This window comes from Pseudomonas sp. P4_D7 (assembly GCF_056401755.1).
This window is the reverse complement of record NZ_JBFUIR010000044.1, coordinates 16,775-40,718: the sequence shown is the minus strand read 5'-3', so window position 1 is coordinate 40,718 and position 23,944 is coordinate 16,775. Positions and strand designations below refer to the sequence as shown.

At 59.9% G+C, this 23,944-nt stretch carries 25 protein-coding genes; 14 read left to right on the top strand and 11 right to left on the bottom strand.

From position 1 onward, the window contains the following. Positions 1–106: 106 nt before the first annotated feature. The 4 genes from AC1DVF_RS23100 to AC1DVF_RS23085 are packed head-to-tail and all read left to right on the top strand — an operon-like array spanning position 107 to position 2,161. A complete protein-coding gene (locus tag AC1DVF_RS23100; RefSeq protein WP_460127309.1) occupies positions 107–1,321 on the top strand; it encodes an S-type pyocin domain-containing protein in 1,215 nt (404 codons plus the stop codon). A 7-nt stretch (positions 1,322–1,328) separates the two neighbouring features. Then, a complete protein-coding gene (locus AC1DVF_RS23095; RefSeq protein WP_460090052.1) occupies positions 1,329–1,583 on the top strand; it encodes a colicin E3-like toxin immunity protein in 255 nt (84 codons plus the stop codon). 53 nt (positions 1,584–1,636) lie between these two features. Then, on the top strand, positions 1,637–1,882 hold the full coding sequence (locus AC1DVF_RS23090; protein ID WP_460090051.1) for a colicin E3-like toxin immunity protein: 246 nt from the start codon (positions 1,637–1,639) through the stop codon (positions 1,880–1,882). A 27-nt stretch (positions 1,883–1,909) separates the two neighbouring features. Beyond that, on the top strand, positions 1,910–2,161 hold the full coding sequence (locus AC1DVF_RS23085; protein WP_460090050.1) for a pyocin S6 family toxin immunity protein: 252 nt from the start codon (positions 1,910–1,912) through the stop codon (positions 2,159–2,161). A gap of 76 nt (positions 2,162–2,237) precedes the next feature. Here AC1DVF_RS23085 and AC1DVF_RS23080 read toward each other — a convergent pair whose 3' ends face one another. Next, positions 2,238–2,702 carry an outer membrane lipoprotein gene (locus AC1DVF_RS23080; RefSeq protein WP_007969461.1) on the bottom strand — a complete coding sequence of 155 codons (465 nt, stop codon included), beginning with the start codon at positions 2,700–2,702 and terminating at the stop codon, positions 2,238–2,240. A gap of 168 nt (positions 2,703–2,870) precedes the next feature. On the opposite strand from AC1DVF_RS23080, the gene AC1DVF_RS23075 reads away from it, so the two are divergent. Next, on the top strand, positions 2,871–3,107 hold the full coding sequence (locus tag AC1DVF_RS23075; protein ID WP_093438753.1) for a hypothetical protein: 237 nt from the start codon (positions 2,871–2,873) through the stop codon (positions 3,105–3,107). A 5-nt stretch (positions 3,108–3,112) separates the two neighbouring features. Here AC1DVF_RS23075 and pdxH read toward each other — a convergent pair whose 3' ends face one another. The 5 genes from pdxH to dinG all read right to left on the bottom strand — a co-directional run bounded on the left by pdxH (position 3,113) and on the right by dinG (position 10,995). Beyond that, positions 3,113–3,760 carry a pyridoxamine 5'-phosphate oxidase gene (pdxH, locus tag AC1DVF_RS23070; protein WP_093438758.1) on the bottom strand — a complete coding sequence of 216 codons (648 nt, stop codon included), beginning with the start codon at positions 3,758–3,760 and terminating at the stop codon, positions 3,113–3,115. 24 nt (positions 3,761–3,784) lie between these two features. Further along, entirely contained in the window at positions 3,785–4,885 is a 1,101-nt protein-coding gene (locus AC1DVF_RS23065; RefSeq protein ID WP_099758181.1) for an OmpA family protein, read from the bottom strand. 113 nt (positions 4,886–4,998) lie between these two features. Next, positions 4,999–6,144: a serine hydrolase domain-containing protein gene (locus tag AC1DVF_RS23060; protein WP_477783183.1), complete on the bottom strand. Its 1,146-nt coding sequence runs from the start codon at positions 6,142–6,144 to the stop codon at positions 4,999–5,001. Positions 6,145–6,283: 139 nt separating this feature from the next. After that, a complete protein-coding gene (locus tag AC1DVF_RS23055) occupies positions 6,284–8,755 on the bottom strand; it encodes a beta-galactosidase (protein ID WP_477783182.1) in 2,472 nt (823 codons plus the stop codon). 95 nt (positions 8,756–8,850) lie between these two features. Further along, a complete protein-coding gene (dinG, locus tag AC1DVF_RS23050) occupies positions 8,851–10,995 on the bottom strand; it encodes an ATP-dependent DNA helicase DinG (protein ID WP_007918588.1) in 2,145 nt (714 codons plus the stop codon). A gap of 99 nt (positions 10,996–11,094) precedes the next feature. Here dinG and AC1DVF_RS23045 point away from each other — a divergent pair, with 99 nt between their 5' ends. Continuing rightward, positions 11,095–11,559: a CopD family protein gene (locus tag AC1DVF_RS23045; protein ID WP_093438783.1), complete on the top strand. Its 465-nt coding sequence runs from the start codon at positions 11,095–11,097 to the stop codon at positions 11,557–11,559. A gap of 236 nt (positions 11,560–11,795) precedes the next feature. On the opposite strand, the gene AC1DVF_RS23040 is transcribed toward AC1DVF_RS23045, so the two are convergent. From AC1DVF_RS23040 to AC1DVF_RS23025, 4 genes are all read right to left on the bottom strand, one after another. Further along, positions 11,796–12,554, bottom strand: coding sequence for a hypothetical protein (locus AC1DVF_RS23040; RefSeq protein WP_099758178.1), 759 nt, complete (start codon positions 12,552–12,554; stop codon positions 11,796–11,798). After that, entirely contained in the window at positions 12,547–12,828 is a 282-nt protein-coding gene (locus AC1DVF_RS23035; protein ID WP_093438792.1) for a DUF1145 domain-containing protein, read from the bottom strand. Before AC1DVF_RS23035 ends, AC1DVF_RS23040 begins: the two co-directional genes overlap by 8 nt. 163 nt (positions 12,829–12,991) lie before the next feature. After that, the gene (locus tag AC1DVF_RS23030) at positions 12,992–13,714 is read right to left on the bottom strand and encodes a PA1041 family peptidoglycan-binding anchor lipoprotein (RefSeq protein ID WP_099758177.1); all 723 of its coding nucleotides are present in this window, start codon (positions 13,712–13,714) and stop codon (positions 12,992–12,994) included. Positions 13,715–13,805: 91 nt separating this feature from the next. Then, positions 13,806–14,501, bottom strand: coding sequence for a PA1041 family peptidoglycan-binding anchor lipoprotein (locus AC1DVF_RS23025; protein WP_093438801.1), 696 nt, complete (start codon positions 14,499–14,501; stop codon positions 13,806–13,808). A gap of 199 nt (positions 14,502–14,700) precedes the next feature. On the opposite strand from AC1DVF_RS23025, the gene AC1DVF_RS23020 reads away from it, so the two are divergent. The 4 genes from AC1DVF_RS23020 to AC1DVF_RS23005 all read left to right on the top strand — a co-directional run bounded on the left by AC1DVF_RS23020 (position 14,701) and on the right by AC1DVF_RS23005 (position 16,489). After that, positions 14,701–15,198 carry a DUF6231 family protein gene (locus tag AC1DVF_RS23020; protein WP_477783181.1) on the top strand — a complete coding sequence of 166 codons (498 nt, stop codon included), beginning with the start codon at positions 14,701–14,703 and terminating at the stop codon, positions 15,196–15,198. Positions 15,199–15,202: 4 nt separating this feature from the next. Continuing rightward, on the top strand, positions 15,203–15,679 hold the full coding sequence (locus AC1DVF_RS23015) for a YchJ family protein (protein WP_095049121.1): 477 nt from the start codon (positions 15,203–15,205) through the stop codon (positions 15,677–15,679). Between the two features lie 115 nt (positions 15,680–15,794). Beyond that, positions 15,795–16,289: an LEA/WHy family protein gene (locus AC1DVF_RS23010; RefSeq protein WP_093438814.1), complete on the top strand. Its 495-nt coding sequence runs from the start codon at positions 15,795–15,797 to the stop codon at positions 16,287–16,289. Further along, positions 16,286–16,489, top strand: a complete 204-nt coding sequence (locus AC1DVF_RS23005) for an SEC-C metal-binding domain-containing protein (protein ID WP_034154967.1) — start codon at positions 16,286–16,288, stop codon at positions 16,487–16,489. Before AC1DVF_RS23010 ends, AC1DVF_RS23005 begins: the two co-directional genes overlap by 4 nt. A gap of 233 nt (positions 16,490–16,722) precedes the next feature. Here the strand turns inward: AC1DVF_RS23005 and AC1DVF_RS23000 are convergent, their stop codons facing one another. After that, positions 16,723–17,280 carry a cysteine hydrolase family protein gene (locus AC1DVF_RS23000; RefSeq protein WP_477783184.1) on the bottom strand — a complete coding sequence of 186 codons (558 nt, stop codon included), beginning with the start codon at positions 17,278–17,280 and terminating at the stop codon, positions 16,723–16,725. 146 nt (positions 17,281–17,426) lie between these two features. On the opposite strand from AC1DVF_RS23000, the gene AC1DVF_RS22995 reads away from it, so the two are divergent. The 4 genes from AC1DVF_RS22995 to AC1DVF_RS22980 all read left to right on the top strand — a co-directional run bounded on the left by AC1DVF_RS22995 (position 17,427) and on the right by AC1DVF_RS22980 (position 23,843). Next, the gene (locus AC1DVF_RS22995; RefSeq protein ID WP_454564747.1) at positions 17,427–18,071 is read left to right on the top strand and encodes a glutathione binding-like protein; all 645 of its coding nucleotides are present in this window, start codon (positions 17,427–17,429) and stop codon (positions 18,069–18,071) included. Between the two features lie 191 nt (positions 18,072–18,262). Then, a complete protein-coding gene (locus tag AC1DVF_RS22990; RefSeq protein WP_477783180.1) occupies positions 18,263–20,713 on the top strand; it encodes a penicillin acylase family protein in 2,451 nt (816 codons plus the stop codon). A gap of 410 nt (positions 20,714–21,123) precedes the next feature. Continuing rightward, entirely contained in the window at positions 21,124–22,158 is a 1,035-nt protein-coding gene (locus AC1DVF_RS22985; RefSeq protein ID WP_460090046.1) for a ligase-associated DNA damage response exonuclease, read from the top strand. Beyond that, entirely contained in the window at positions 22,155–23,843 is a 1,689-nt protein-coding gene (locus AC1DVF_RS22980) for an ATP-dependent DNA ligase (RefSeq protein ID WP_477783179.1), read from the top strand. Before AC1DVF_RS22985 ends, AC1DVF_RS22980 begins: the two co-directional genes overlap by 4 nt. Positions 23,844–23,944 lie beyond the last annotated feature (101 nt).

Sequence of the window (23,944 nt, the reverse complement as noted above, 5' to 3'; positions counted from 1 at the left end):
ATCCCACGTCTTTAGAGACGCGTCCTACAGCCACCATTTTCCTGCTTCGTTAACGTTGCGCAGCCCTTTGCGAAGGGCTGTCGATGGATGAACGAAAGGACGATCAGTGGCTGGCAACAAGGACATCCCCCGGGTTCAAAACCCACCGCAAGGCGACGGGCATCACGTTACCTACCGCTACATGACGGCCACGGAATTGGCCGAGCGCGACGCCAGACAAAACGCTTACGACACCATGCTGGCACGGCAGGAGGCTTTCGAGCGCAGCCGTGAGGTGGCGGTCAAGAAAGCCGAGCCCGTGCGTGCCGGTTGCGTATTTGCCAAGTCCTGCAAATTGCCGGATGCGATTATCGATTACTCCAGTCCTTCGGGGATGGTGCCGACCGACAGCCTGAAGGATTACGGCGATCTGATTCTGCTGGGCGCGCGTGAAGCCGATGAAAGCGGCGCAGTGCCTCTCAAGAAAATCGGCGCAACGGCCATCCCGGCAGGCTTCGGCAGTTTTGCGTTGACGGGTTCGGCTTTCAAAGCACTGCCCACAGTTATATCCACCGCAGTGGTCACGCCATTGGTGACCCTGGTAGCGCTGCTCATGCCCTCGAACCTTGGTGACAGCGCACTCTATACCGACGAGCAACTGCGTGGACTTGAACAGGCGCGAACGCGTGTTCGGCTGAGGGTCGAACAGCAGGCCGACGGCAGCCTGAAGGGCTATGGCTTCTACACCGGCAAGAATCGCGATTGGGAAATGGTTGATGTCGTGCAGTTCAAGTTGCGCGACAGCCAGTTCATTGCTGACTTGGGAGAAGGCGTAGAACTGATCTGGACGCCGGCTGTGAATGGCTCGGACATCCTCGGCATTCCTGCGCTGGAGGCTGCACCGCAGGCACCGCACATCTGGGTTTATCCGCCGACGAAAGCGGCGGATGGGATGCTGGTGAATCCGGTTTATCCGCCGGAGTACCGGGATTTCATTCTGGTTTTTCCGGTGGGGTCGGGAGTAAAACCGATTTACATTGTTGTCAGCGCTGCGAAAGGTACCGCCGAAGAGGGTCATACCTATCACCCAGCTCCTGAAACGGTGGATATAACAGCCTTTCCTGATTTGAGAAGAGCAAAAAAGAAAACACCATACAACGGAGGGCTTCGGGATCGCTGGATCAACGCGAAAGGCCGGATAATCTACGAATGGGACTATCTGCACGGTGAACTTGAGGCATACCGCGCAAGCGATGGCAGCCATTTAGGCTCTTTCGACCATAGGACCGGCGAACAGATAGATCCGCCCAAAAAGAAACGAAATATCAAAAAATATTTATGAGGATTACATGGGACTGAAGGCCAGGCTTGAATGGTATGACAAGCAAACCGAACTGGGTGAAGGAGAGGAGCTGTCGAAAGATTTTGGTGAGGACTGCTCACTAATTGAAGCGTTAGGCCTGTCGCCTGCCAGAAACATAAATAATGGCGGATTTAATGTTAAATCCGATTGGTTAAAGATTCTTCAACCGTACTTCCAGCACTTCATTCAATATTCGTCTTACGACTATCAGATATCGTTCGTATACCGCAACAACTGGTAGGCACCCATTCAACACCCGAAAAAATATCAAAAAAAGATATATGTGAGGAAGAGATGGGGCTAGAACTGAGACTGGAATGGTACGACACAGCAACCCTGCAATTGCAGGGCGAGGAGTCGTCAAAAGATCTGGGGGATGATGAATCAGTACTGAATGCCTTGGGCATTCCGGTGGAGGGCAACATCAATAATGGCAGCTTCAACGTCGTCGAGAAGTGGGGTGCGACCATTCAGCCGTACTTTCAACATCAAATCATTCTGAGTGCCAACGACTATCAAATTTCGTTTGACTACAGTTAATACCGACAAACAGGCTATTGAAACTTTATGCGCTACCTTTCGATAACCGGCTTTTACCCTGATGACGTTCAAGATGACTCTTTGCAATTCGAGCTGTATATCCAAGATAGCGAGATGAACGAAAAAGTTGCACAGTTCATTGAGTCTAAGCCCCTGAATGAATTGGAACCCGGAGAGCTGCTATTGACTACAGATCAAGTCACTGCGCTGAAAACTCTTCTCAAAGTTAGCCTCCCGAAGGGTTTGGAGTTTTTCATGGGCACCTGTGCTGATTACTGACTTACCGAATTGGAAGCAAAAAACAAAAAACCCCGACCAGTCACCTGATCGGGGTTTTCTTTACCCTGAATTCCGCTTAGTGCGAAACGCGGCTGGTCCCACCAACGGTGGAGATGCGCACGCGCTCGCCAACGCGGAACACTTCGTTCTCCTGCACCTGCTGCACATAGGCACGCATGCTGCCATCGTCTTCACGCACGGTGATTTCCACACCTTGGGTACGGGTCAGGCCTTCTTCAGTCGCCGAACCGATCAGACCGCCCGCCACCGCACCGATAACCGCAGCAACGATGCTGCCCTTGCCGCCGCCGATGGCGCTGCCGCCGACGCCGCCGACCACTGCACCTGCAGCGCCGCCGATCGGGGTCTTGGTGCCTTCGATTTTCACCGGACGCAGGGATTCGATGGTGCCCATGCGAATCGTCTGCACACGACGCGCTTCGTCACGGGAGTAGGAGTCACCGGTCAGGCTCGATTGGCAGCCGGTAAGCAACATCGCCATCGTGGAAAAGGAAGCAACCAGCAGAACAGACTTACGCATAGCATCAACTCCAAAGGAACATATATTCATTAAACTCCGTGGCTTGACGCCTGTCACGACGCCGCCCGGATAAATTGGCTTTCATTCAGGCGCGGTACAGACGCCTGCAAGGTTTCCCAACAGTAGCGCCAAATTACCGATTCCGCGCCACGGACACCAAGGATTTTCATGGATTACTTCATCATCGTCGTCACCACTGCCGCTGGTTTGTACTTCCATTGGTGGTTGTACGTGCGGATCAAGCGCTGGATGGATCGCGACCTGGCGCTGTCACTGGCGGGCAAGGATGAAGGAAAACGTGCCTTCATGCTCGAACAGTTAGCGAATGCTCAGATGCAGAAGATCAAGCGCCGGGATCTGCCGAAGTGGCTGGAGGCCGCTGCGGCAGGCTATCCCGCTCGGTAGACTGCTTAAGGTGCCAGACGTTCAAGAATCCAGTCGGCGCCCTGCACACGGTAGTTGAGGCGATCGTGCAGACGGCTCGGACGGCCCTGCCAGAATTCGATGCGCTCAGGCAGCAAGCGGTAACCGCCCCAGTGTTCCGGGCAGTCGGGTTGCGTGTCGGAGAAACGCTGCTCGGTGGCCTTGAGCAAATCTTCCAGTTCACCGCGCCCGTTGATCACCCGGCTCTGTGGTGATGCCCAGGCACCGAGACGGCTGCCCAGCGGACGCACCTGATAATACGCATCCGACTCCGCAGGCGTGACCTTCACCACCCGCCCTTCGATGCGCACCTGGCGTTCGAGGGTTGGCCAGAAGAAAGTCATGGCGGCGAACGGGTTGGCCGCCAGATGCTGACCCTTGGCACTGTCGTAGTTGGTGAAGAAGGTGAAGCCCTGCTCGTCCAGGCCCTTGAGCAGCAGAATGCGGCAATGCGGTCGCCCATCCTTGTCGACCGTGGCCAGGGTCATAGCGTTGGCTTCCACCGGTGGCTGTTCGGTTTTCACCGCGTCGGCAAACCACTGGTGAAACAACGCAAATGGCTCAGCCGGGGCTTGCGCCTCGGTCAGCCCATCCCGGGTGTAATCACGACGCATATCTGCCAGAGCCTGGGTCATGGCGCATTCCTTTTCGTTAGCGGATCACTTCTTGGTGGTATCGGTCGCGGCGACTTTCTTGTCGGTCGCGGCGGCTTTGGCTGGAGCAGTCTTTTTCGCTGGGGCCTTGGCCGGGGCTTTTTTGGCCGGTGCCTTGGCAGCCGCTTTTTTTACCGGAGCCTTTTTGGTTGCCGGTACAGCGGCTTTTTTCGCGGCAGGAGCCGGAGTGACCGGTTTGGCGACTGGCTTGACGTCCTGTGCCGCGACCAGGGTCACTGGCTTCGGTGCCGGCATGTTGTACTTGCTCAGCAAGGCAACCATGGTGTTCTGCGGGGTCACCAGCAGTTCAACACGACGATTCAACGCACGACCTTCAACACTGTCGTTGGCCGCACGCGGTGCTTCGGAACCCATGCCACGCAGCATCAGGCGATCACGCTGCAGGCCGCTGAGACGGAAGATTGCGGCGATGGCCTGGGCACGCTCCTGGCTCAGTTTGATATTGGCAGGCGCGGCACCACTGGAATCGCTGTGGCCAAGGACCAGCACGGCGGTTTTCGGGTCGGCTTCAAGGATTTTCGCCACGCGGGTGAACGGGCCGAGGGTGACCGGCAGCAACATGGCTGGACGATCCGGGTTGAACGAGCCTTCCACCGGCGCGGTCACGACCAGCACGTTTTCACGGCGTTCGAGTTGCAGATTGCTGTCCTTGACCGCTTCACGCAGGCGCGGCTCGTAGTCGTCGAGCCAGGCTTGGGTCACTTTCGGATCCGGCATCGGCACGGCTTTGGTGGTGGGTTGATCCTTGCCGCCGAACGGCCACCACCATTTGCCACCCGCGTCGGCTTCAGCTTTGGCCACGGTGACCGGTTTTTTCGCTTCAGGGGCGACTTCAGCCTTCATGTCGGCCTTGGCCGCTTCGTCATCGGAACCGAACGGCCAGTACCATGGGCTGCTGCTTTCAGATTTGGCAACCGGTGCGGTAGCAGCCGGTTTCAAAGGCGCCGGCGCGGGTTCTTTGGCCGCCACCTTGTCGGAAGAACCGAACGGCCACCAACTGCCGCCGTCCGCATCGTTTTTCGGGGTCTGTGCACAACCGGTGATCGCTACACACAGGGCCAGGGCGAGGGTCTTTTTAGATGACATTGAAAATCCACAAAATGAAGTAATGAAAAATCAGAGCACTTTCGCCCGGATAAACAGTCGCTTTGAAACGAAAAAACGTTCGAGGTTCCGGCCCTGGAATCCCGAATGGAACTTTACAGACAAGTGGCAAGCACCCGCGCGAGCTTTTGCGCGCGCGGATCCATCAAGACGTACGGCCCAAGGGTATTTGTCACAAAACCAAACGCGACATCATGCTCGGGGTCAGCAAAACCGATGGAACCGCCCGCGCCCGGATGGCCGAACGCCCGTGGGCCAAGGCCGTAAGTGGCGTTGGGCACATCCGGTTGATCAAGCATGCAGCCCAGAGCGAAACGGGTCTGGGTCAACAAAGTCTTGTCTTCGCCAAGGCTGTGTTCGCGGGTCAGCTCTTCGAGCATGTCGCTTTCGAGCAGGCTGCCGTCGAGCAAACCAGCGTAGAAACCGGCCAGACTGCGCGCATTCCCGTGGCCATTGGCCGCCGGTTGCTGCATGCGTCGCCACTCAGGTTTGTTGGTGCTGGTCAGCACCGACGGCGGATTGGTAAAAGCACGGGTGGTCATGGCAGTCGGTTCGCGCATGGTCACTTGCAGCAGACGTTGCGCGGCAGCATCACCAGCATTGCCCTTGCCGCGAGCGATATGCGCCACCCGGTGGAATTCTTCGTCAGCCAGACCGACGTGAAAATCCAGACCCAACGGTTTGGCGACACGAGCGACGATCGATTCACCCGGCCCACGACCGTCAGCACGGCGCAGCAATTCACCGATCAGCCAGCCATAAGTGATCGCGGCATAACCGTGACCGGTGCCCGGCGTCCACCATGGCGCTTCTGCAGCTAGGGCGTCGACCATGGTTTGCCAGTCGTAGAGCGCTTCCGGCGCCAGCAGCTCGCGCAGGGCCGGCAGACCGGCCTGGTGGCAGAGCAATTGACGCAGGGTGATGGATTCTTTTCCGGCAGCGGCGAATTCCGGCCAGTAGCGGGCGACCGGAACATCCAGTTGCAACTTGCCCTCGCCGACCAGTTGCAGCGCGGTGACGGCAGTGAAGGTTTTGGTGCAGGAGAACAGGTTGGCGATGGTGTCGCTGTGCCAGGCCTCAGTGCCATCCTTGTCGGCAGTGCCGGACCAGAGGTCGAGAACGGTTTCTCCACCGACCTTGATGCACAGGGCTGCGCCGCGTTCCTGGGGATCGTCGAACAGTGCGGCAAAGGCTTCGCGCACCGCTTCGAATTGAAGCTCGTAATGTCCCTGAATCTGCACCCGCAACTCCCCCGCGAAAACGCTCTACAAAGTGGCCCGCATTGTTCCAGCCCTCGAGGGATTTGGGAACAGCTGCGGGCCAGACGGTTAAAAGCCAAGTCAAAAGATCGCAGGCTGCGATCTTTTAGCGCATCACAGATTAATGACCATTCCCCGAGTGCCCACCCGCGTGCCCCGCTCCCGCACCTTTGCCAGCCTCACCTTTCCTGCCGCCTTCGGCTTCGTGCTCAGGGGCTTTCTCAGCCTCTTTGCCCAACTGATCAATCGCCTGCAAATTGCTCTTGCGCACTGACTCGACAAAACCCTGATACGGCAGATCAGTCACTCCCACCAGACCGAAGTGGCCGTTCTCACCATCAAGCAGACGGCCGGTTACCGGTTGGTCCAGATACTGGAACCAATGCACGCCAACAATCGACGGTTCACTCAGCGCTTGTTTGAGGAAGTTGGCGTAGGCCGGGCCGCGATCGTCTTCCTTGGCCAGTTGCGTGACGCCGCCCCAGAACGGGCCACGATCCGCTGAGCCAAAGTTGAATTCGGTGATCATTACCGGTTTGTCCAAAGCGCCCAGGGCGGCAAAGTCATAACCGTCCTGCGGTTTCAGCGTGTACATGTTGAAGCTCAGGACATCGCAATACTGCGCGCAGGACGCCACGGCTTCCGGCGTGCTGATGGCGAAGCGACCGCCAAGCAGCAACTGGTTCGGCGCATGCCATTTCAGCGAGTCGGAGATAGTTTTGAAGTAAGTGTCGGCGAAGACTTTCTGGAAATATTTGAAGTCCGCCTCGATTTCCGGATGCTCGGGATTCGGCAGCGGTGGCACGAAACCCGGGTCTTCCATCAATTCCCACGCCGGCAGATCGATGCCCCACGCCTTCGACAGCCCCGCCTGATTGCGGTACTTGTCGCGCAATTGCTTGAGGAACGCACGTTTGGCCGGTACGTCGGTGGTCATCTTCAGGGTGCCATAAGCCAGCGCATAGCGGGATTTCGGATCATCGCCGGGACCGGCCCACGCCAGTTCGTTGTCGGCGTAGTAGCCGATCAGCCACGGATCGTCGCGGTGATCGCGGGCGGCGATGGCGACGGCGCGCTCGGTGGCCATGGCGAAACGCGGATCAAACGGATCCGGCATACCACCCCACCAGTCGCTGCCGGTGCTGATGCTGGTGTAGTCACCGACGATCGACAGCGGCAAGGTGTAAGGCACACGCTCGGCATCACTTAGCGAATCGGCACTCCAGTTACCTACCGTGTTGAAGCCCCAGGCTTGCAGGCGATCGAGCGTGTGGCTGGCCCACTGTTGCTCATCGATGGTGGCCTTGCACGGCTCAGCAGCCTTTTCCGCTGTCGCTTGTACGGTTTCAGTTTTGGCTGCCTCAGCGACGCCGGACTTCGGCTCGGCAGCCACAGACACAGGTTCTGCGGCTTTCTCGGCGGCCGTTTCAGCGGCGGCAGACTTGGCCGCTTCGGCGACTCCGGACTTGCTCTCACTGTCGGCTTTGCACGGTTCACCGTACACGCGCTGCAGGTTGGCGCCATAGAAGTCGTACCAGCGCCCGTTGCCGTATCCCCGGCCCTGATCAACACCGTTGCCGCCACGGTTGTCACCCTCGCCAAAATGCTTGGCCAACGGTTCATCAGGTTTAGGCAGGGATTCAAACATGTACTCACGACCGGCCACGTAGGTCTGGTTGACCTGCGGGCTGACGGTGTTCACGCCCAGCGAGTAAAACGGATGACCTTCAGGCGTGACCAGATACCAGCGGCCATCACGCTTTTCAGTACGGAAGAAACCGCTGGCCTTGAACGCCGGGCCTTTGTTCCAGCCACCAAATTTGTCCAGCGAGGACTTCTCACGCTCGGCCAGCCAGATTTTCAGTTGTTGCTGTTCCTTGGCGGCGGCGGATTTCAGTTGTTCATCGTTGCTGACCTTTTCCGGCCACTTGCTGCGCGTCGATTGCCCGTAGGCGTCGACCAGATTGCCGTAAACGGCCTGGGTGACCGATTCGCCCTCCTGCACACCGAAACGCTCCAGCAGCAAACTCTGCGCGACTTTCGGCTGATCCATCGACAGGCTCACCGAGACCACTTGGCTGCGGTCGATCTCACCGCTGCTGCTGGCGAGCAGTATCCGTTGACCATCGACCGTCATCGGCATCGGCGGCCCGGCTTTCATGCCTTGACTCAGCGGTGTCGACGCGACCAGCGGCACCAACAGGGTTTGCGCAGGCCCGGCCGGCAGGTCGACGCGGCTGACCAGGGTGCGGCCGTCGTTGCTCTGGATCTGTACGTAGACCGTCACCGCCCAGTCCATTGCGCTCTGCAATCGCAGGGTCATCATGCCCGACTGCGACCAGTCCCAAGCGCCGGTCTGCGGCGTCAGACGCAAGGTCGGGCGCGCCACCGGGTTGAACGTCACCCGGCGCAGCACTTCGCCCTCAGGCGTTTGCTCGGCGTTGGCTTGCGGCAGATCAGCGTTTTCAGTGGCGATTTTCACCACGTCGGCAGGACGGACAAAGTTGAACAGGGTCTGCTGACCGGCGGGCGCTGCCAGCAACGGGGCAGCGAAGATCAAGGCAAATACGGCAGGCAACGAACGGCGGATCATAAGAACGGAGTTCTCCCTAACGACCAACAATGGCCAATGGAAAAGCGATGGCAGAGAGATAGACAACACGGCGGGCAAAACTGCCCACCGTTGTCTCAGGATATTTCACGACGGAAAGGAGGCAACGCATTGAGGATCGCCTTGCCATAGCGCTGGGTGACCAGGCGCCGATCGAGCAAGGTGATGGTGCCGCGGTCTTCTTCGGTGCGCAGCAGACGCCCGCAAGCCTGAACCAGCTTCAGCGAAGCGTCGGGCACGGAGATTTCCATGAACGGATTGCCGCCACGGGCCTCGATCCATTCCGACAACGCCGCTTCGACCGGATCGTCCGGGACCGAGAACGGGATCTTGGCGATTACCACGTGTTCACAGTACGCACCCGGCAAGTCGACACCTTCGGCGAAACTGGCCAGACCGAACAGCACGCTGGAATCACCGCCATCGACCCGTGCCTTGTGCTTGTTCAGGGTTTCCTGTTTCGACAGGTTGCCTTGAATGAACACTTGCTTGCGCCAGTCGCGGTCGAGACCGTCGAACACGTCCTGCATCTGTTTGCGCGAGGAGAACAACACCAGGGTGCCGCGCGAGCCTTCGACCAGATCGGGCAACTCACGGATGATCGCTGCCGTGTGTGCGGCGGCATCGCGTGGATCGGCCTTCAGGTCCGGCACCCGCAACACACCGGCGTCGGCGTGATGGAACGGGCTCGGCACCACAGCAGTGACGGCCTTTTTCGGCAGACCGGCGCGCATGCGGAAGCGGTCGAAAGTGCCCAGCGCCGTGAGGGTCGCCGAGGTCACCAGGCAGCCGTAAGCCACGTTCCACAAGCTGCGGCGCAAGGTTTCCGCCGCCAGGATCGGGCTGGCATTGACCTCGATATCGAACAGCGAACCGCTTTCGGCCAGGGTCAGCCAACGCGCCATCGGCGGGCTGTCTTCCGGGTCTTCGGCGGTGAACGCAGTCCACAGCTCCCAGTTGCCGGAGGCTCGCGACAACAGGCTGCCGAACAGCGGATACCATTCCTCAGCCTGATTGCTGGCGATGCCGATGTTGACCTCGCCGTCCATGCCTTCCTTAAGCAGGTCGGTCAGACGGGTGAACAGATCGTTGAGACGGGCAAAGCCTTTTTTCAGCTCGATGCCCATTTCGCGCATGTGCTCGGGAATCACCCCGGCGACGAAGCGATGCCGTGGCCGCTCGCGACCCTCGACGTCTTCGCCGGGTTTGAAATCGGCGACCTGCTCACAGGCGCTGAACATGAACTGTTGCTGAGCCTTGATCTCACGCGCCAGTTCCGGCACTTGTTCGATCAATTTGCCAAGATCGCCCGGCAGCGGATGCTGGGCCAGCAGTTTGGTCAGGTTCTTCGCGGTGGTTTCCAGCCAGTCGGCGGTGGAACGCAGGCGCGTGTAATGGGCGAAGTGGCCGATGGCCTTGTCCGGCAGGTGATGGCCTTCGTCGAACACGTAAATGGTGTCGCGCGGATCCGGCAACACCGCGCCGCCGCCCAGTGCCAGGTCAGCCAGGACCATGTCGTGGTTGGTGACGATCACGTCGACCTTGCCCATGCCTTCGCGGGCCTTGTAGAAGGCGCACTGGCCGAAGTTCGGGCAATGGCGGTTGGTGCACTGGCTGTGATCGGTGGTCAGGCGCGCCCAGTCAGCGTCTTCCAGCGCATTCGGCCAGCTGTCGCGGTCGCCGTCCCATTTATTCCCGGCGAGCTTTTCGATCATGCTGGTGAACAGCTTCTGACTGGCCTCATCAACCTCGATCTTGAAGCCTTCTTCTTCGAACAGCTGCGCGGTGGCGGTTTGCGCGTGGCCTTCCTGCAAGAGCATGTCGAGCTTGGACAGGCACATGTAGCGGCCACGGCCCTTGGCCAGAGCGAAGCTGAAGTTCAGCCCGCTGTTGCGCATCAGGTCGGGCAAGTCCTTGTAGACGATCTGCTCTTGCAGGGCCACGGTCGCAGTGGCGATGACCAAGCGTTTGCCGGCCAGTTTGGCGGTGGGGATCGCGGCCAGGCTGTAGGCCACTGTCTTGCCGGTACCGGTGCCGGCTTCCACCGCGACAATCGCGGGGTCGCCACTGCGCCGGCCTTCGTCGTCGGTGTCGATATCCCCGAGGACTTTGGCGATTTCAGCGATCATCAGGCGCTGGCCGTAACGCGGTTTGAGGCTCTTGGCCTCTAGAAAACGCGAATAGGCGCCCTGGATCGTGGTTTTGAGTTCAGTACTGATCATGGATTGTCGGGCGCAAAAAACGCTGGATAAATTTTCAGTGGTTTCGGATGGCGGCTATCATACCCCGCTAATTAATCCCGCGCAGAACGGAGTGCCCCAATGACACCTTTTAGCCTCGTTTACCCCCTGCATGTGCTGTCCGCCCTGGTGTGGGTCGGCGGCATGTTTTTTGCCTGGATGGTCCTGCGCCCCGCGGCTGTGAAGGCCCTCGACGGCCCAGCCCGCCTCACCTTGTGGGTGGAAGTGTTTCAAGGTTTTTTTCGGTGGGTCTGGGTCGCGGTGATTCTTTTGCCCATCAGCGGCGTGGGCATGTTGCATTTGCAGCAGGTCGGGTTTGAGACCGCGCCGAAGTATGTGCAGGTGATGATGGGCTTGTATGTGGTGATGACGGCGCTGTTTATCCGCATTCAGGGGTTGATGTTGCCTGAACTGCGTACGGTGGTGGAGGCGAAGGACTGGCCGGCGGGTGCGGCGGTGCTGGGGCGAATTCGCCGGGTGGTGGGGCTTAATCTGATTGTCGGGCTGGTGCTGGTGGCGATTGCCGCGGCTCGGCCGATATTCTGAAATTGGGGACTGAGATCAAAAGCCCCTCACCCTAACCCTCCCGAAACGTCGGACCGCCCGTAGGGAGAGGGGACTGAATGGGGGATATTGAAGAGTTACGCCGACCTGAAGGATTAGCTTTGAATCCATAATCGACACGGTTTTTCAGGTCGATGGATAGCCTGAGTCACCTCGGTCGGCCCCCTCTCCCTACGGGCGGTCCGACGTTTCGGGAGGGCTGGGGTGAGGGTCTGCCTTTACAGGCGCTGCACGGTCACAGCACCCGCCGCCCCCACCGGCCCAGGCTGGCCATCCGCCCCGGCCTTGCCGTTCTTGCCACCATCGGCGCGATACACAAGGCAGCCCTTGGACTTGCCGCCCTTGCCTGCCTTGCCGCCAACACCGGCTGGTCCGCCCGCACCGCCCGCGACATTGACCTTGATCAGCTCAGCCGGAAACTCGCGCGGCACTTCCAGCCGCACCAGCGCACCCGGAGCGCCCGGTTGGCCATCACTGCCGTTGCTGCCATCAAAACCATGCCCGGCCGAACCATAAGTGCAGCCCGGGTCTTCGCCGTTACCGCCGTCAAGGCCGACAAAGCCCGGCGCACCGGTGCCGCCACGGGCATCGACCAACAGCTGCGGCGCGCTCAACGCCTTGAATTGCAGATTCAGATTACGTCCGGCACGGGCAGCTTTTTCATACGTCCCCGGCGCCCCGCGCGCGGTGATCTGGCTGCCATCGCTCAGCTCTGCGCGAACGACCTTCATGTCCAAAGCGTTCTCGCCCGGAACGATCGCGATGCGTGCTTCATGGCCAAGACGTAGTTCACCGACACTCAACTCAGTCACGTTCGCCGGAATCAACAGCGTGCCGTAATCGGCCACTTCGAGTTTTTCCAGCTGCAAGGTGCTGGCGGTATTGGGCAAACGCATCAGCGAATTGGTTTCAACGCTGACCACCTGGGCACAGGCCAATGGGCTGATGAATGCAGCGAGCAAGCAGAGTTTACGCATGGGAAGAAGCCTCCGGAGCGGCCGGGGCCGGGATGGTTTGCAGGTGAAATACGCCGAACAGCAGGATGCGGCCACGGTCACGCCAAGGGTGCGGGCGACCTTGGAGGCTGCGATTGCACAGCAGCACTTCGAATAGATGAATCAGCAACAACAGACCGCCGGCCAGATTGACCAGCAGATGCAACGGATGTACGAACGGCACCAACTGATTGGCCAGTACCACGCAGCAGAACAGCAGGGTCAACAATCGCCCCAGCCCCCAGAACACTTTCATACGCTCCCCTGTGTTGCGAATTATTCTTTGGGCGCACAGTAACGGCTTCTGCGGGGGATAAGCCAGAGGGGAAAATGAAAAAACTTCGATCGTCTGCCAAATGGCTGCCGAAACGACGCTGATCGTCGCCCGGCAGCTCTAGGCTGCGCCCTACAGACGCGTCCTAACGATTGATGTGCAACTCCACACGCCGGTTCTGCGCACGACCTTCATCGGTGGCGTTATCGGCAACCGGCTCGCTTTCACCGCGCCCTTCACTGGTGAGTTTGTTGGGCGCCAGCCCTTGGCTCAGCAGATACGTGGCGACACTGCTTGCACGCCTTTCCGACAAGGCCTGGTTGTACGCATCCGAACCTTTGCTGTCGGTGTGACCAATGACCTTGATGCTCACCACGTCGGCATTGCGCAGTTTGTCCATCAGCGTATCGAGCTGGGATTTCGCCGCCGGGGTCAGGTCGGATTTGTCGAAATCGAACAGCACGTTGCCGGCATCGCTGAGGGTGATGACTTCAGTTTGCGGTGCAGGCTCCGGCACTTTTTCCGTGACCGGGTATTGCGGCAACGGGCAACCACGGTGATCGACCGGGGTATTTTCCGGGGTGTCCGGGCAACGGTCGCGGCGGTCGAATACACCGTCGCCGTCTTCATCGCCGTCCTGGGCGTAACAGATCAGTCCGCCGGTAAGAATCCCCAGCGCTGCGCCGCCGCCGGCCCAGCCGCCACTTTCAATGGCGCCGAGACCGCCACCGACCAGCCCGCCGATAAGGCTGCAGATCGGCCACGTACGTTGATTGAGGGGTGCAGTGCCATCGCTGTGGGTGGCGCAACCGGTGAGCAAGCTGCCTAGCAGCAGCACCGGCAAGACGGACCTTGAGAAAACAGTCATTGTGAAAGCTCCTGTGTCACCGGCCCATACCGGTTACACAGGAGTAAAGACCCGCATCCGCGACTGCACAAGCCGCGGATGCGAGAGGGGCTTAACGCTGGATTTTGATTTCGGTACGACGGTTTTGTGCGCGACCGTCAGCGGTTTTGTTATCGGCCACTGGCTGGCTTTCACCCATGCCGGACACCGAAACGAAGCTGGCGCGTGGCACACCCTGCTGGATCAGGTACTCCACCACCGAGTGCGCACGACGATCCGACAGTTTCTTGTTGTAGGCATCGCTGCCCACGCTGTCGGTGTGACCGGTCACAGTCAGTTGCGCCGTCGAGGATTCCTGTTTCAGGCGGGTGGCGACCTTGTCGAGCACTTGCTTGTCAGGGCCGGTCAGCGTGGCTTTGTCGAACTGGAAGTGCACATCACGGATAACAATGGTTTCTTCCTTGACCACTACAGCTTCTTCGACCACGGGTGCAGGCGCTGGTGGAGGGCAACCGTCAGCGTCGACCTGTACGCCTTTAGGCGTGCCCGGGCACTTGTCGCGACTGTCCGGCACGCCATCGCCGTCTTCGTCGCCATCGCCGTGAACCCAGCAATAGGCCGCTGCCGTGCCACCGACCAGCAACGCACCGTAGCCGGCCCATGCCGAACTTTCGGTTGCGCCGAGACCGGCACCGACGACACCACCGACCGCCGCACAGGTCGGCCAGTCGGTTTTCTGCAAACCTGCGCAACCAGTCAACACACTGGTTAGCAGAATCAAAGGTAATGCTGTCCGAACTATGCTCATCTGGTTTTCTCCTGAGGGATCGGCTTAGAACCGATTCAGGGAGTAAAGACCGGAGTTTTAATCTCCGCCAGCAATAGGCCACCGCTGTTTGCGAGCCTGTTCACAGGACTTCGGCACATTTACCCGAAACGGGCGGAACAGGGCGCTTTGCCGCCACCGTCAGGCAGGCTAGTCTTGGCGGTCTGATTGAGGAGCTTCGATGAACGTCGCCATTTCTTCCCGCACGCCGCAACAGGCGTTAGCCGCTTTGCTGGATCGCTACGCCCCGGCGCGGCTGTTGCTGATCGGCGCCAGCGAATTTCCAGCCCTGAGCGCCTTTAAAGAGGCACATCCAGACACCGTCGTCGCCCATGCGGCGCCGGGTGCACTGCCTGCTGAACTGGCGGCACAGCGTTTCGATCTGGCGCTGGTGGTCGATTGCCTGGAACATTTGCCCAAACTCGATGGCCTGAACCTGTTGGGCGGGATTCGCAATCTCAACGCCAGCCGCATCGCCGTGCTGGCGGACCTGGCGGCCAGCGGCTGGCAGGAAACCGACTTCTATTCACTGGCGCTGCAAGCCAGTGAACGTTTTCAACGCGACGATCAAGTGCTGACCCTGTTCACCTATGATCTGCTTGAATACAAACAAGTCCCCGACTGGCTCAACTCACGGTTCTGGGCCAATCCGGAAAACTTCGGGAAATACTGGTGGTAATGCAATGAGTACAGCCATTTGCCCGTGCGGCAGCGGCAATCTGCTGGAGGCCTGCTGCGGCCATTATCACGACGGCCATCCGGCACCGTGCGCCGAAGCGCTGATGCGTTCGCGCTACAGCGCCTATGTGCTGGGGCTGATCGACTATCTGGTGGCGACCACCCTGCCCGCCCAGCAAGCGGGCCTCAATCGCCAATCGATCACCGACTGGAGTGCGCAGAGCACCTGGCTCGGCCTTGAAGTCGAGAGCTCGGAAGTCTTCGGCGGCCAGCCGGAACACGCTTTCGTCACCTTCACCGCGCGCTGGCATGACGGTCAGGGCGAGCATAGCCATCGCGAGCGTTCGTCGTTCGTGCAGAACGCCGGGCACTGGTACTTCATTGATCCGACGGTGCAGTTGAAGCTGGGGCGCAATGACAGTTGCCCGTGCGCAAGTGGGCAGAAGTTCAAGAAGTGCTGTGCGGGATATTTCGGCGCTTAAGATCAAAAGATCGCAGCCTGCGGCAGCTCCTGCACAGGATTTTCGTTTCCCCTGTAGGCGCTGCCGAAGGCTGCGATCTTTTAGCGGCTAGACTGCCAGCAAAGGGAGTAAAACCATGCTCGGTCGCTGGCGCACACTACATTTTCTGTTTTTGATGCTGATCCTGAACCTCGGCGGTTGCGCGTCGTGGTTCAGCGATGACAGCGTCGACCCCGCCGTGCATCTGGTGAAAGTCGAAGTGGTGCGCGCCAAATTGCTTGAACAGAAATTCATCCTGCACTTTCGCGTCGATAACCCCAACGATAGCGACCTGACCGTGCGCGGCCTCGAATACCGCATTCATCTGGCCGACATACTGCTGGCCGAGGGTGAGCATGAACACTGGTTTACGGTCGGACCAAAACGCAGTGCCTACTTCAAAGTGCCGATCCGCACCAACCTGTGGCCCCGGGTAAAAGATGTGGTGAAAATGCTGAAAAGCTCGAATCAACAGATTCCCTATCGCTTGCAGGGTGAGATGGAAACCGGTTTATTCATCGCTCACTACGTGCACCTTGAGCGCAATGGCGTGATAATCCCCGCCGATTTAATTCCGGAGCAACACCGATGACCCAGCAACCTCATGTCCATGGCCCTGACTGCAACCACGATCATGACCATCATCACGAACATGACCACGGCCACGTTCACGGCCCGAACTGCGGCCACGCCCACCAGGAACCGGTGCGCAACGCCCTGAAAGACGTCGGCCGCAACGACCCGTGCCCATGCGGCAACGGCAAGAAATTCAAGAAGTGCCACGGGGCGTGATGCCCGGGGCGAACAGTCGTTTCGCCTGACAGACCGCTTTCGCGAGCAAGCTCGCTCCCACAGTCAATCGAGTTCCTCCAGTTGGAATGCAATCCCTGTAGGAGTGAGCCTGCTCGCGATGAGGCCGGCACATCCAACATCGTCGTCGCCTGAGCGGGTTTCTTCAGTTGCAATGCGTTCCCCTGTGGGAGCGAGCTTGCTCGCGAAGGGGCCGGCACATACAGTGAAGTTTTTCAGCCGGCCACCAGAATCTGTGCAGAACTGACTACCGTCGCATACTCCCCCTGCAAATTCCCCAGCGACATTCCGTGCACCTCTTCCGCCGTACGCAATGTGCCGAAATAATCGGCCTTGTCGAAGGTGAAACAGGCATCCTCCGCCACCCACGCAGCAAAGCCAAGATTGCCCGCCGTACGCGCCGTTGACTCCACTGAGTTGTTCGTCGCCACACCGACAATGATCAATTGCGAGATGCCCGCCTCGCGCAACCGCGCCTCTAATCCAGTGGCACAAAACGCATCCGGCACCTGTTTCTGAATCAGCCATTCGCCGTCCTGCGGCAAAAACCTCTCCTGAAACTCCACCCCTTCCTGCTCCGGCCAAAACACCGATTCCGGCTCACGGGACAGATGCTGCACATGAATCACCGGCCTTGTGCTACGCCGCCACAGCCCCAGCAGATCAAGGATTCGCTCTTCCGCCTGAGGATTATTTCTTCGCCCCAAACGCGGCTGCAGGATGCCTTTTTGCTGGTCGATGATGATCAGTGCAGCGTTGGCCTTAAGCTCCATGGCGATTTTTCTCATGCAGAGTCATTGAATTCTGCGCAGTTCAGCATCACCTCTTCCTACTAAGCAAGCTATCGAACGCACACGGGACGACCTGACGCCGGCGTTTGCTGTCCGCACGCAAGTCCATTTCTGCTTTGGAGTTCTCCATGATCGACCTGTATTACTGGACCACCCCCAACGGCCACAAGATCTCTTTGTTCCTCGAAGAAGCCGGCCTGCCGTACAACGTGCACCCGATCAACATCGGTCAGGGTGAGCAGTTTCAGCCACACTTTCTGAAAATCGCCCCGAACAACCGCATCCCGGCCATCGTCGATCATGAACCGGCCGATGGCGGCGAACCGTTGTCGCTGTTCGAATCCGGGGCGATTCTTTTGTATCTGGCGGAGAAGACCGGGAAATTTCTGCCCCAAGACCTGCGCGGTCGGCAAACGGCGCTGCAATGGCTGTTCTGGCAAATGGGCGGACTGGGGCCGATGGCCGGGCAGAATCACCACTTCAGCCAGTTCGCCCCGGAGAAAATCCCCTACGCGATCAAGCGCTACATCGACGAGACCGCGCGGTTGTATGGCGTATTGAACAAGCAACTGGCTGATAACGAATTCGTCGCCGGCAGCGAATACAGCATTGCCGACATGGCGATCTATCCGTGGATCGTCTCGCACAAATGGCAAAGCCAGAACCTTGAAGACTTCCCGCATGTGCAGCGCTGGTTCAACCGCATCAAGGATCGCCCGGCGACGGTGAAGGCCTACGCGTTGGTGCAGAAAATCAATCCACCGAAGGCTTGATTGAACGGCAAAAGATCGCAGCCTTCGGCATCTCCTACAGGGGAATGCATGCTTCTATAGGAGCTGCCGCAGGCTGCAATCTTTTCCATTCGACAGAAATACGCAAATAACCCCCGCCCCCGCTTGCGCGGCCACCTCCTGCTCACTAACGTAGCGCCTTTACTGACGCTACCCCCCGCAGGAGCTTTGCCATGGCCTCGCCAGCCCTCACACATTTTCTTCCCCGGTTCGGCGTTGCCGCAGCAGTGGCCGGTGTTTTGGGCCTGTCCGGTTGCCAGACCTGGAATGCTCAGGACACCCTCCCCCCGACTTCCGGCGTGCAACCGCTCAAGGGGCTGGCGCAGAACGTATCGGTGCGGCGCAATGCCATGGGCATGCCGCTGATCGAGAGCAACACGTTCCATGACGCACTGTTCAGCCTCGGTTACGTCCACGCCAGCGATCGCATCAATCAAATGGTCACTTTGCGCCTGTTGGCGCAGGGCCGCCTGGCGGAAATGTCCGGCGCGTCGATGCTCGATGCCGACCGCTACATGCGCGCGGTCAATCTGAAGAAAAGCGCTGGCGAGCTGTACAAGGCTTCGTCGCCACGCCTCAAGCGCTTCTTCGAAGTCTATGCACGAGGCGTCAACGCCTACCTGTTCCGCTACGCCGACAAGCTGCCGGACGACCTCGCCTCCAGTGGTTACAAGCCGGAGTATTGGAAGCCGGAAGACTCGGCGCTGATTTTCGCCCTGCTGAATTTCAGCCAGTCGGCCAACCTGCCGGAAGAAATTTCCTCGCTGGTGCTGGCGCAAACCGTCACCACCGACAAACTCGCCTGGCTGACGCCGTCCGCGCCTGACGAAAACCTGCCACTGGCCGAGGCCGACAAGCTACAAGGGCTCAAGCTCAACGGGCAGATCCCCGGCCTGACCGAACTGAGCAACGCCAGCCAGCAACTGTCCGCGCTGAACCTGCTCGGCACCCCGTCTTCGAACAACTGGGCGATCGCCCCGCAACGCAGCCGCAGCGGCAAGAGCCTGCTGGCCAGCGACGCCCATGGGCCGCTGGCCGCGCCTTCGCTGTGGAGTTTCGTGCAGATCCGCGCACCGAAATATCAGGCCGCCGGCGTCACCGTTGCCGGTCTGCCGATGGTCCTCGGCGGTTTCAACGGCAAAGTCGCGTGGAGCATGACCAGCGTGCTCGGCGACAACCAGGATCTGTTTCTGGAAAAAATTCGCCGTCAGGGCAGCAGCCTGACCTACGAGGTCAACGGCAAATGGCAACCGCTGGGCGTGCGCAACGAAACCTACTTCGTCAAAGGCCAACGGCCGATTCGCGAAGCGGTGTACGAAACCCGCCACGGCGCATTGCTCAACAGTGCTCAGGCGGCCGCGCAAGGCAGCGGTTTCGGCCTGGCCTTGCAGACCCCGAGCTTCACCGACGACAAGTCGCTGGATGCGTTTTTTGATCTGACCCGCGCGCAAACCGTTGAACGCGCTTCCGACGCGAGCCGCGAGATCCGCGCCATCGCCCTGAATCTGGTGTTCGCCGATGCGAGCAACATCGGTTGGCAGGTCACCGGGCGTTTCCCCAACCGCCGCGAAGGCGAAGGCTTGCTGCCGTCGCCGGGCTGGGAAGGTCGCTACGACTGGGACGGTTACGCCGACCCGATGCTGCATCCGTACGATCAGGATCCGGCACAAGGCTGGCTCGGCACCGCCAACCAGCGCGTGATTCCTCACGGTTATGGCATGCAACTGTCCAATTCATGGGCGGCGCCGGAGCGTGGCGAGCGTCTGGCGGAACTGGCCGGCAGCGGCAAGCACGACAGCCGCAGCGTGATCGCCATGCAGTACGACCAGACCACCACCTTCGCCGCCAAGTTGAAGAAAGTCTTCGAAGCACCGGGCATGAAGCAGCCGCTGAAACAGGCGATCGATGCCCTGCCGGAAGCGGATCGCAGCAAGGCGCGCGAAGCGTTCACGCGGTTGATGGCGTTCGACGGCAAGCTCAGCCCGACCTCGGCGGATACGGCGATCTACGAACTGTTCCTGCAAGAAAGCATGAAGCAGATCTTCCTCGACGAGCTCGGTCCGGAATCGAGTCCTGCGTGGAAGGCGTTTATCGCCAATGGTGATCTGTCTTACGCGGCGCAGGCTGACCATCTGTTGGGACGTGAGGACAGTCCGTTCTGGGATGACATTCGTACGCCGCAGAAAGAAGACAAAGCGCTGATTCTTGCCCGTAGCTTCGCGGCGGCGATCAGCGCTGGCGAGAGTCAGTTGGGCGGCGATCACCGCGCCTGGCAATGGGGCAAGCTGCACAGTTATGCCTGGAAGAACAGCAATGGACAGACTGTGCGCGGACCACTGGCGGCCGGTGGCGATCACACCACGTTGAACACGTCGGCGTTCGCCTGGGGTCAGGATTTCACCACGACGCGTGCGCCATCGATGCGTTTCATCGTCGACTTCGGCCAGGCTGAACCGCTGATGGGGCAGAACGGTACGGGGCAGTCGGGTAATCCGGTGAGTCCGAACTACCTCAATGGCATCGATGCGTGGCTGAAGGGGCAGTACATCGGCTTGCCGATGCAGCCGCAGAACTTTGACCGGGTCTACGGCAAGACCCGTCTGACGCTTACTCCCGGCAAATAGCTGTACATCAAAAGCCCCTCACCCTAACCCTCTCCCGGAGGGAGAGGGGACTGATTGGGGGATGCTTGAGTCATACGCAGACCTGAACGTGCACTGCCGAATCCAGAATCAACTCAGTTCGTGCCTTGCCGAATCCGTAATCGACTCGGTCTTTCAGGTCGATGTAGCTGGCCAGACACCTCAGTCGGCCCCCTCTCCCTCMGGGAGAGGGCTGGGGTGAGRGGCTTTTGATCTGGTCCAGAATCTGTGTTCGACTCGGTATTTCACGTCGGCGTAGCTCTCCCAGACACCKCGGTCGGCYCCCTCTCYCTCAGGGAGAGGGCTGGGGTGAGGGTTGCTCTTCAAAGTCGATAGAACTTCCAGCCCAGCGTCAGCCTCATAGCTAACAAGCCCCCCATTCTGGTAAGGACATGGACCTTGTTATCGCCCGCCCCGAGGGTTTGTACTGCCCTGCCGGAGATTTCTACATAGACCCGTGGCGCCCCGTCGAGCGCTCGGTGATTACCCATGCCCACGGCGATCACGCCCGTACCGGCAATCAGCACTACCTCGCCAGCAGCGCCAGCGAAGGGATTTTACGCGCGCGTCTGGGGCAGGACATCAACCTGCAAACCCTCGCCTACGGCCAGCGCCTGACGCACCACGGTGTCACCCTGAGCTTTCATCCCGCCGGCCATGTCCTCGGCTCGGCACAGGTACGCCTCGAATACGGTGGTGAAGTCTGGGTCGCATCGGGCGACTACAAGATCGAACCGGACGGCACCTGCGCCCCGTTCGAACCGGTGCGCTGCCACACCTTCATCACCGAATCGACCTTCGGCCTGCCGATTTATCGCTGGCAGCCCCAAGCGCAGGTGTTCGGCGAGATCAATCAGTGGTGGGCAGCGAACATCGCGGCCGGCAAGGCCAGCGTGTTGTTCTGTTACTCGTTCGGCAAGGCTCAGCGAATTCTCCACGGCATCGACGAAAGCCTCGGTCCGATCCTCAGCCACGGTGCGGTCGAGCCGCTGAACCGGGTCTACCGCGAGGCCGGCGTGTATTTGCCGCCGACGATCTACGCCGGAGAGGTGAAAAAAAACGACCCGATCATGCGCCAGGCCCTGGTCATCGCCCCGCCTTCGGCCGGTGGCAGCAGCTGGATGCGCCGATTTGGCGAGTTCAGCGACGCGTTTGCCAGTGGCTGGATGCGTTTGCGCGGCACCCGCCGGCGGCGCGGTGTCGATCGTGGTTTCGTGCTCTCCGATCACGCCGACTGGCCCGGCCTGCTCTGGGCCATCGAGCAGACCGGCGCGGAACGGGTGATGGTCACCCACGGCTCGATCGGCGTGCTGGTGCGGCATCTGCGCGAACAGGGTCTGGATGCCCAGGGTTTCAACACCGAATACGGCGATGACGAAGAAGAACACCTCGCCACCGAACCGACCATCGCAGAGATGCCCGCATGAAAGCATTCGCCGAACTGTACGCCGAACTCGACGCGACCACCTCGAGCAACGCCAAACTGGCGGCGATGCAAGCCTACTTCGCCCAGGCCGAACCGCACGACGCCGCGTGGGCGGTGTACTTTCTCTCCGGTGGCCGGCCCCGGCAACTGGTGCCGGTGAGAATTCTGCGCGAACTCGCCGTCGAGATCTCCGGCCTGGAACCGTGGTTGTTCGAGGAAAGCTATCAAGCGGTCGGCGACCTCGCGGAAACCATTTCGCTGGTACTCGCAGAAAACCCGCACAGCTCCGACGCTGGCCTCGCCGAGTGGATCGAAGACAAACTGCTGCCACTGCGCGGTGAAGCACCGGAATATCTGAACCGGCAACTGCCGGCCCTGTGGGCGCAATTGGATCGATCAAGCCTGATGCTGTGCATCAAATTGATCACCGGCAGTTTCCGCGTCGGCGTCTCGAAATTGCTGGTCACCCGGGCCTTGGCCTCGATGGCCGGGCTGGACAGCAAGCGTGTGGCGCAGCGTCTGGTCGGTTACACCGATCTGTCCAACCGGCCGAGCGCCGCCAGTTACCTGAAGCTGATTGCCCCTGAATCCAGCGATGAACATGCTCAGCGGGGTGGTCAGCCGTATCCGTTCTTCCTGGCCCACGCCTTGTCGCAACCGGTGGAAGAATTTGAAACGCTGATCGGCCCGCCCAGCGATTGGCAGATTGAATGGAAATGGGATGGCATCCGCGCCCAAGTGGTCAAGCGAGAGGGCCGACTCTGGATCTGGTCGCGGGGCGAGGAACTGGTGACCGAGCGTTTTCCCGAACTGGAGGTCCTGGTACACGGTTTGCCCGATGGCACGGTGATCGACGGCGAAATCGTCGTGTGGAAAAGCACGCATCCGAGCACCGAAGACGCCTTTGATCCGCAATCGACCGAACCGCCAGCCGTGCAGTCCTTCGCCCTGCTGCAACAACGCATCGGCCGCAAGACCCTCGACAAGAAAATCCTTGAAGACGTGCCGGTGGTGGTGCTCGCCTACGACCTGCTCGAATGGCAAGGCGAAGACTGGCGCAACCAGCCGCAAGCGAAACGTCGGGCGCAACTGGAAGCGGTGATTGCGCGCTGCAACAGCCCGGTGCTGCTGGCCTCACCGGTGCTGACCGGCACTGATTGGTTGGACCTCGCCCGCCAACGCGAGTCCTCGCGGCGACTGGGTGTCGAGGGCATGATGCTCAAGGCGCGCGACGCGTTATATGGCGTCGGGCGCACCAAAGACATGGGCGTATGGTGGAAGTGGAAAGTCGACCCGTTCAGCGTCGATGCGGTACTGATTTACGCGCAGCGCGGGCATGGCCGGCGGGCCAGTCTGTACAGCGATTACACCTTTGCGGTGTGGGACGGCCCGCCCGATTCGAGCCAGCGTGCGCTGGTGCCGTTTGCCAAGGCCTATTCGGGGCTGACCGATGAGGAAATGCGCAAGGTCGATAGCATCGTGCGCAAAACCACCGTGGAAAAGTTCGGCCCGGTCAGCAGTGTGAAGCCGAGTCTGGTTTTTGAACTGGGCTTTGAAGGCATTGCCCTGTCACGCCGACACAAGAGCGGGATCGCGGTGCGTTTTCCGCGGATGCTGCGCTGGCGGCAGGACAAGACCGTGGATGAAGCGGATAGCTTGGCCACTTTGCAGGATCTGCTGGCCTGACCCCTTTTCCCGGGACAACACATGACGCGGCCACAAATCGGTGCACGCTTTGGGCAATGCCCATTTCCGTGCACTCAGTTCCCCTCATCCCTCCCCGCCCA

What these genes read in the sequence shown, in the direction of transcription:
- AC1DVF_RS23095 (WP_460090052.1), top strand. Translation starts at nt 1,329, where the DNA reads ATGGGACTGAAGGCCAGGCTTGAATGGTATGACAAGCAAACCGAACTG.
- AC1DVF_RS23090 (WP_460090051.1), top strand. Translation starts at nt 1,637, where the DNA reads ATGGGGCTAGAACTGAGACTGGAATGGTACGACACAGCAACCCTGCAA.
- AC1DVF_RS23085 (WP_460090050.1), top strand. Translation starts at nt 1,910, where the DNA reads ATGCGCTACCTTTCGATAACCGGCTTTTACCCTGATGACGTTCAAGAT.
- AC1DVF_RS23080 (WP_007969461.1), bottom strand. Translation starts at nt 2,702, where the DNA reads ATGCGTAAGTCTGTTCTGCTGGTTGCTTCCTTTTCCACGATGGCGATG.
- AC1DVF_RS23075 (WP_093438753.1), top strand. Translation starts at nt 2,871, where the DNA reads ATGGATTACTTCATCATCGTCGTCACCACTGCCGCTGGTTTGTACTTC.
- pdxH (WP_093438758.1), bottom strand. Translation starts at nt 3,760, where the DNA reads ATGACCCAGGCTCTGGCAGATATGCGTCGTGATTACACCCGGGATGGG.
- AC1DVF_RS23065 (WP_099758181.1), bottom strand. Translation starts at nt 4,885, where the DNA reads ATGTCATCTAAAAAGACCCTCGCCCTGGCCCTGTGTGTAGCGATCACC.
- AC1DVF_RS23055 (WP_477783182.1), bottom strand. Translation starts at nt 8,755, where the DNA reads ATGATCCGCCGTTCGTTGCCTGCCGTATTTGCCTTGATCTTCGCTGCC.
- dinG (WP_007918588.1), bottom strand. Translation starts at nt 10,995, where the DNA reads ATGATCAGTACTGAACTCAAAACCACGATCCAGGGCGCCTATTCGCGT.
- AC1DVF_RS23045 (WP_093438783.1), top strand. Translation starts at nt 11,095, where the DNA reads ATGACACCTTTTAGCCTCGTTTACCCCCTGCATGTGCTGTCCGCCCTG.
- AC1DVF_RS23040 (WP_099758178.1), bottom strand. Translation starts at nt 12,554, where the DNA reads ATGCGTAAACTCTGCTTGCTCGCTGCATTCATCAGCCCATTGGCCTGT.
- AC1DVF_RS23035 (WP_093438792.1), bottom strand. Translation starts at nt 12,828, where the DNA reads ATGAAAGTGTTCTGGGGGCTGGGGCGATTGTTGACCCTGCTGTTCTGC.
- AC1DVF_RS23030 (WP_099758177.1), bottom strand. Translation starts at nt 13,714, where the DNA reads ATGACTGTTTTCTCAAGGTCCGTCTTGCCGGTGCTGCTGCTAGGCAGC.
- AC1DVF_RS23025 (WP_093438801.1), bottom strand. Translation starts at nt 14,501, where the DNA reads ATGAGCATAGTTCGGACAGCATTACCTTTGATTCTGCTAACCAGTGTG.
- AC1DVF_RS23020 (WP_477783181.1), top strand. Translation starts at nt 14,701, where the DNA reads ATGAACGTCGCCATTTCTTCCCGCACGCCGCAACAGGCGTTAGCCGCT.
- AC1DVF_RS23015 (WP_095049121.1), top strand. Translation starts at nt 15,203, where the DNA reads ATGAGTACAGCCATTTGCCCGTGCGGCAGCGGCAATCTGCTGGAGGCC.
- AC1DVF_RS23010 (WP_093438814.1), top strand. Translation starts at nt 15,795, where the DNA reads ATGCTCGGTCGCTGGCGCACACTACATTTTCTGTTTTTGATGCTGATC.
- AC1DVF_RS23005 (WP_034154967.1), top strand. Translation starts at nt 16,286, where the DNA reads ATGACCCAGCAACCTCATGTCCATGGCCCTGACTGCAACCACGATCAT.
- AC1DVF_RS23000 (WP_477783184.1), bottom strand. Translation starts at nt 17,280, where the DNA reads ATGGAGCTTAAGGCCAACGCTGCACTGATCATCATCGACCAGCAAAAA.
- AC1DVF_RS22995 (WP_454564747.1), top strand. Translation starts at nt 17,427, where the DNA reads ATGATCGACCTGTATTACTGGACCACCCCCAACGGCCACAAGATCTCT.
- AC1DVF_RS22990 (WP_477783180.1), top strand. Translation starts at nt 18,263, where the DNA reads ATGGCCTCGCCAGCCCTCACACATTTTCTTCCCCGGTTCGGCGTTGCC.
- AC1DVF_RS22985 (WP_460090046.1), top strand. Translation starts at nt 21,124, where the DNA reads ATGGACCTTGTTATCGCCCGCCCCGAGGGTTTGTACTGCCCTGCCGGA.
- AC1DVF_RS22980 (WP_477783179.1), top strand. Translation starts at nt 22,155, where the DNA reads ATGAAAGCATTCGCCGAACTGTACGCCGAACTCGACGCGACCACCTCG.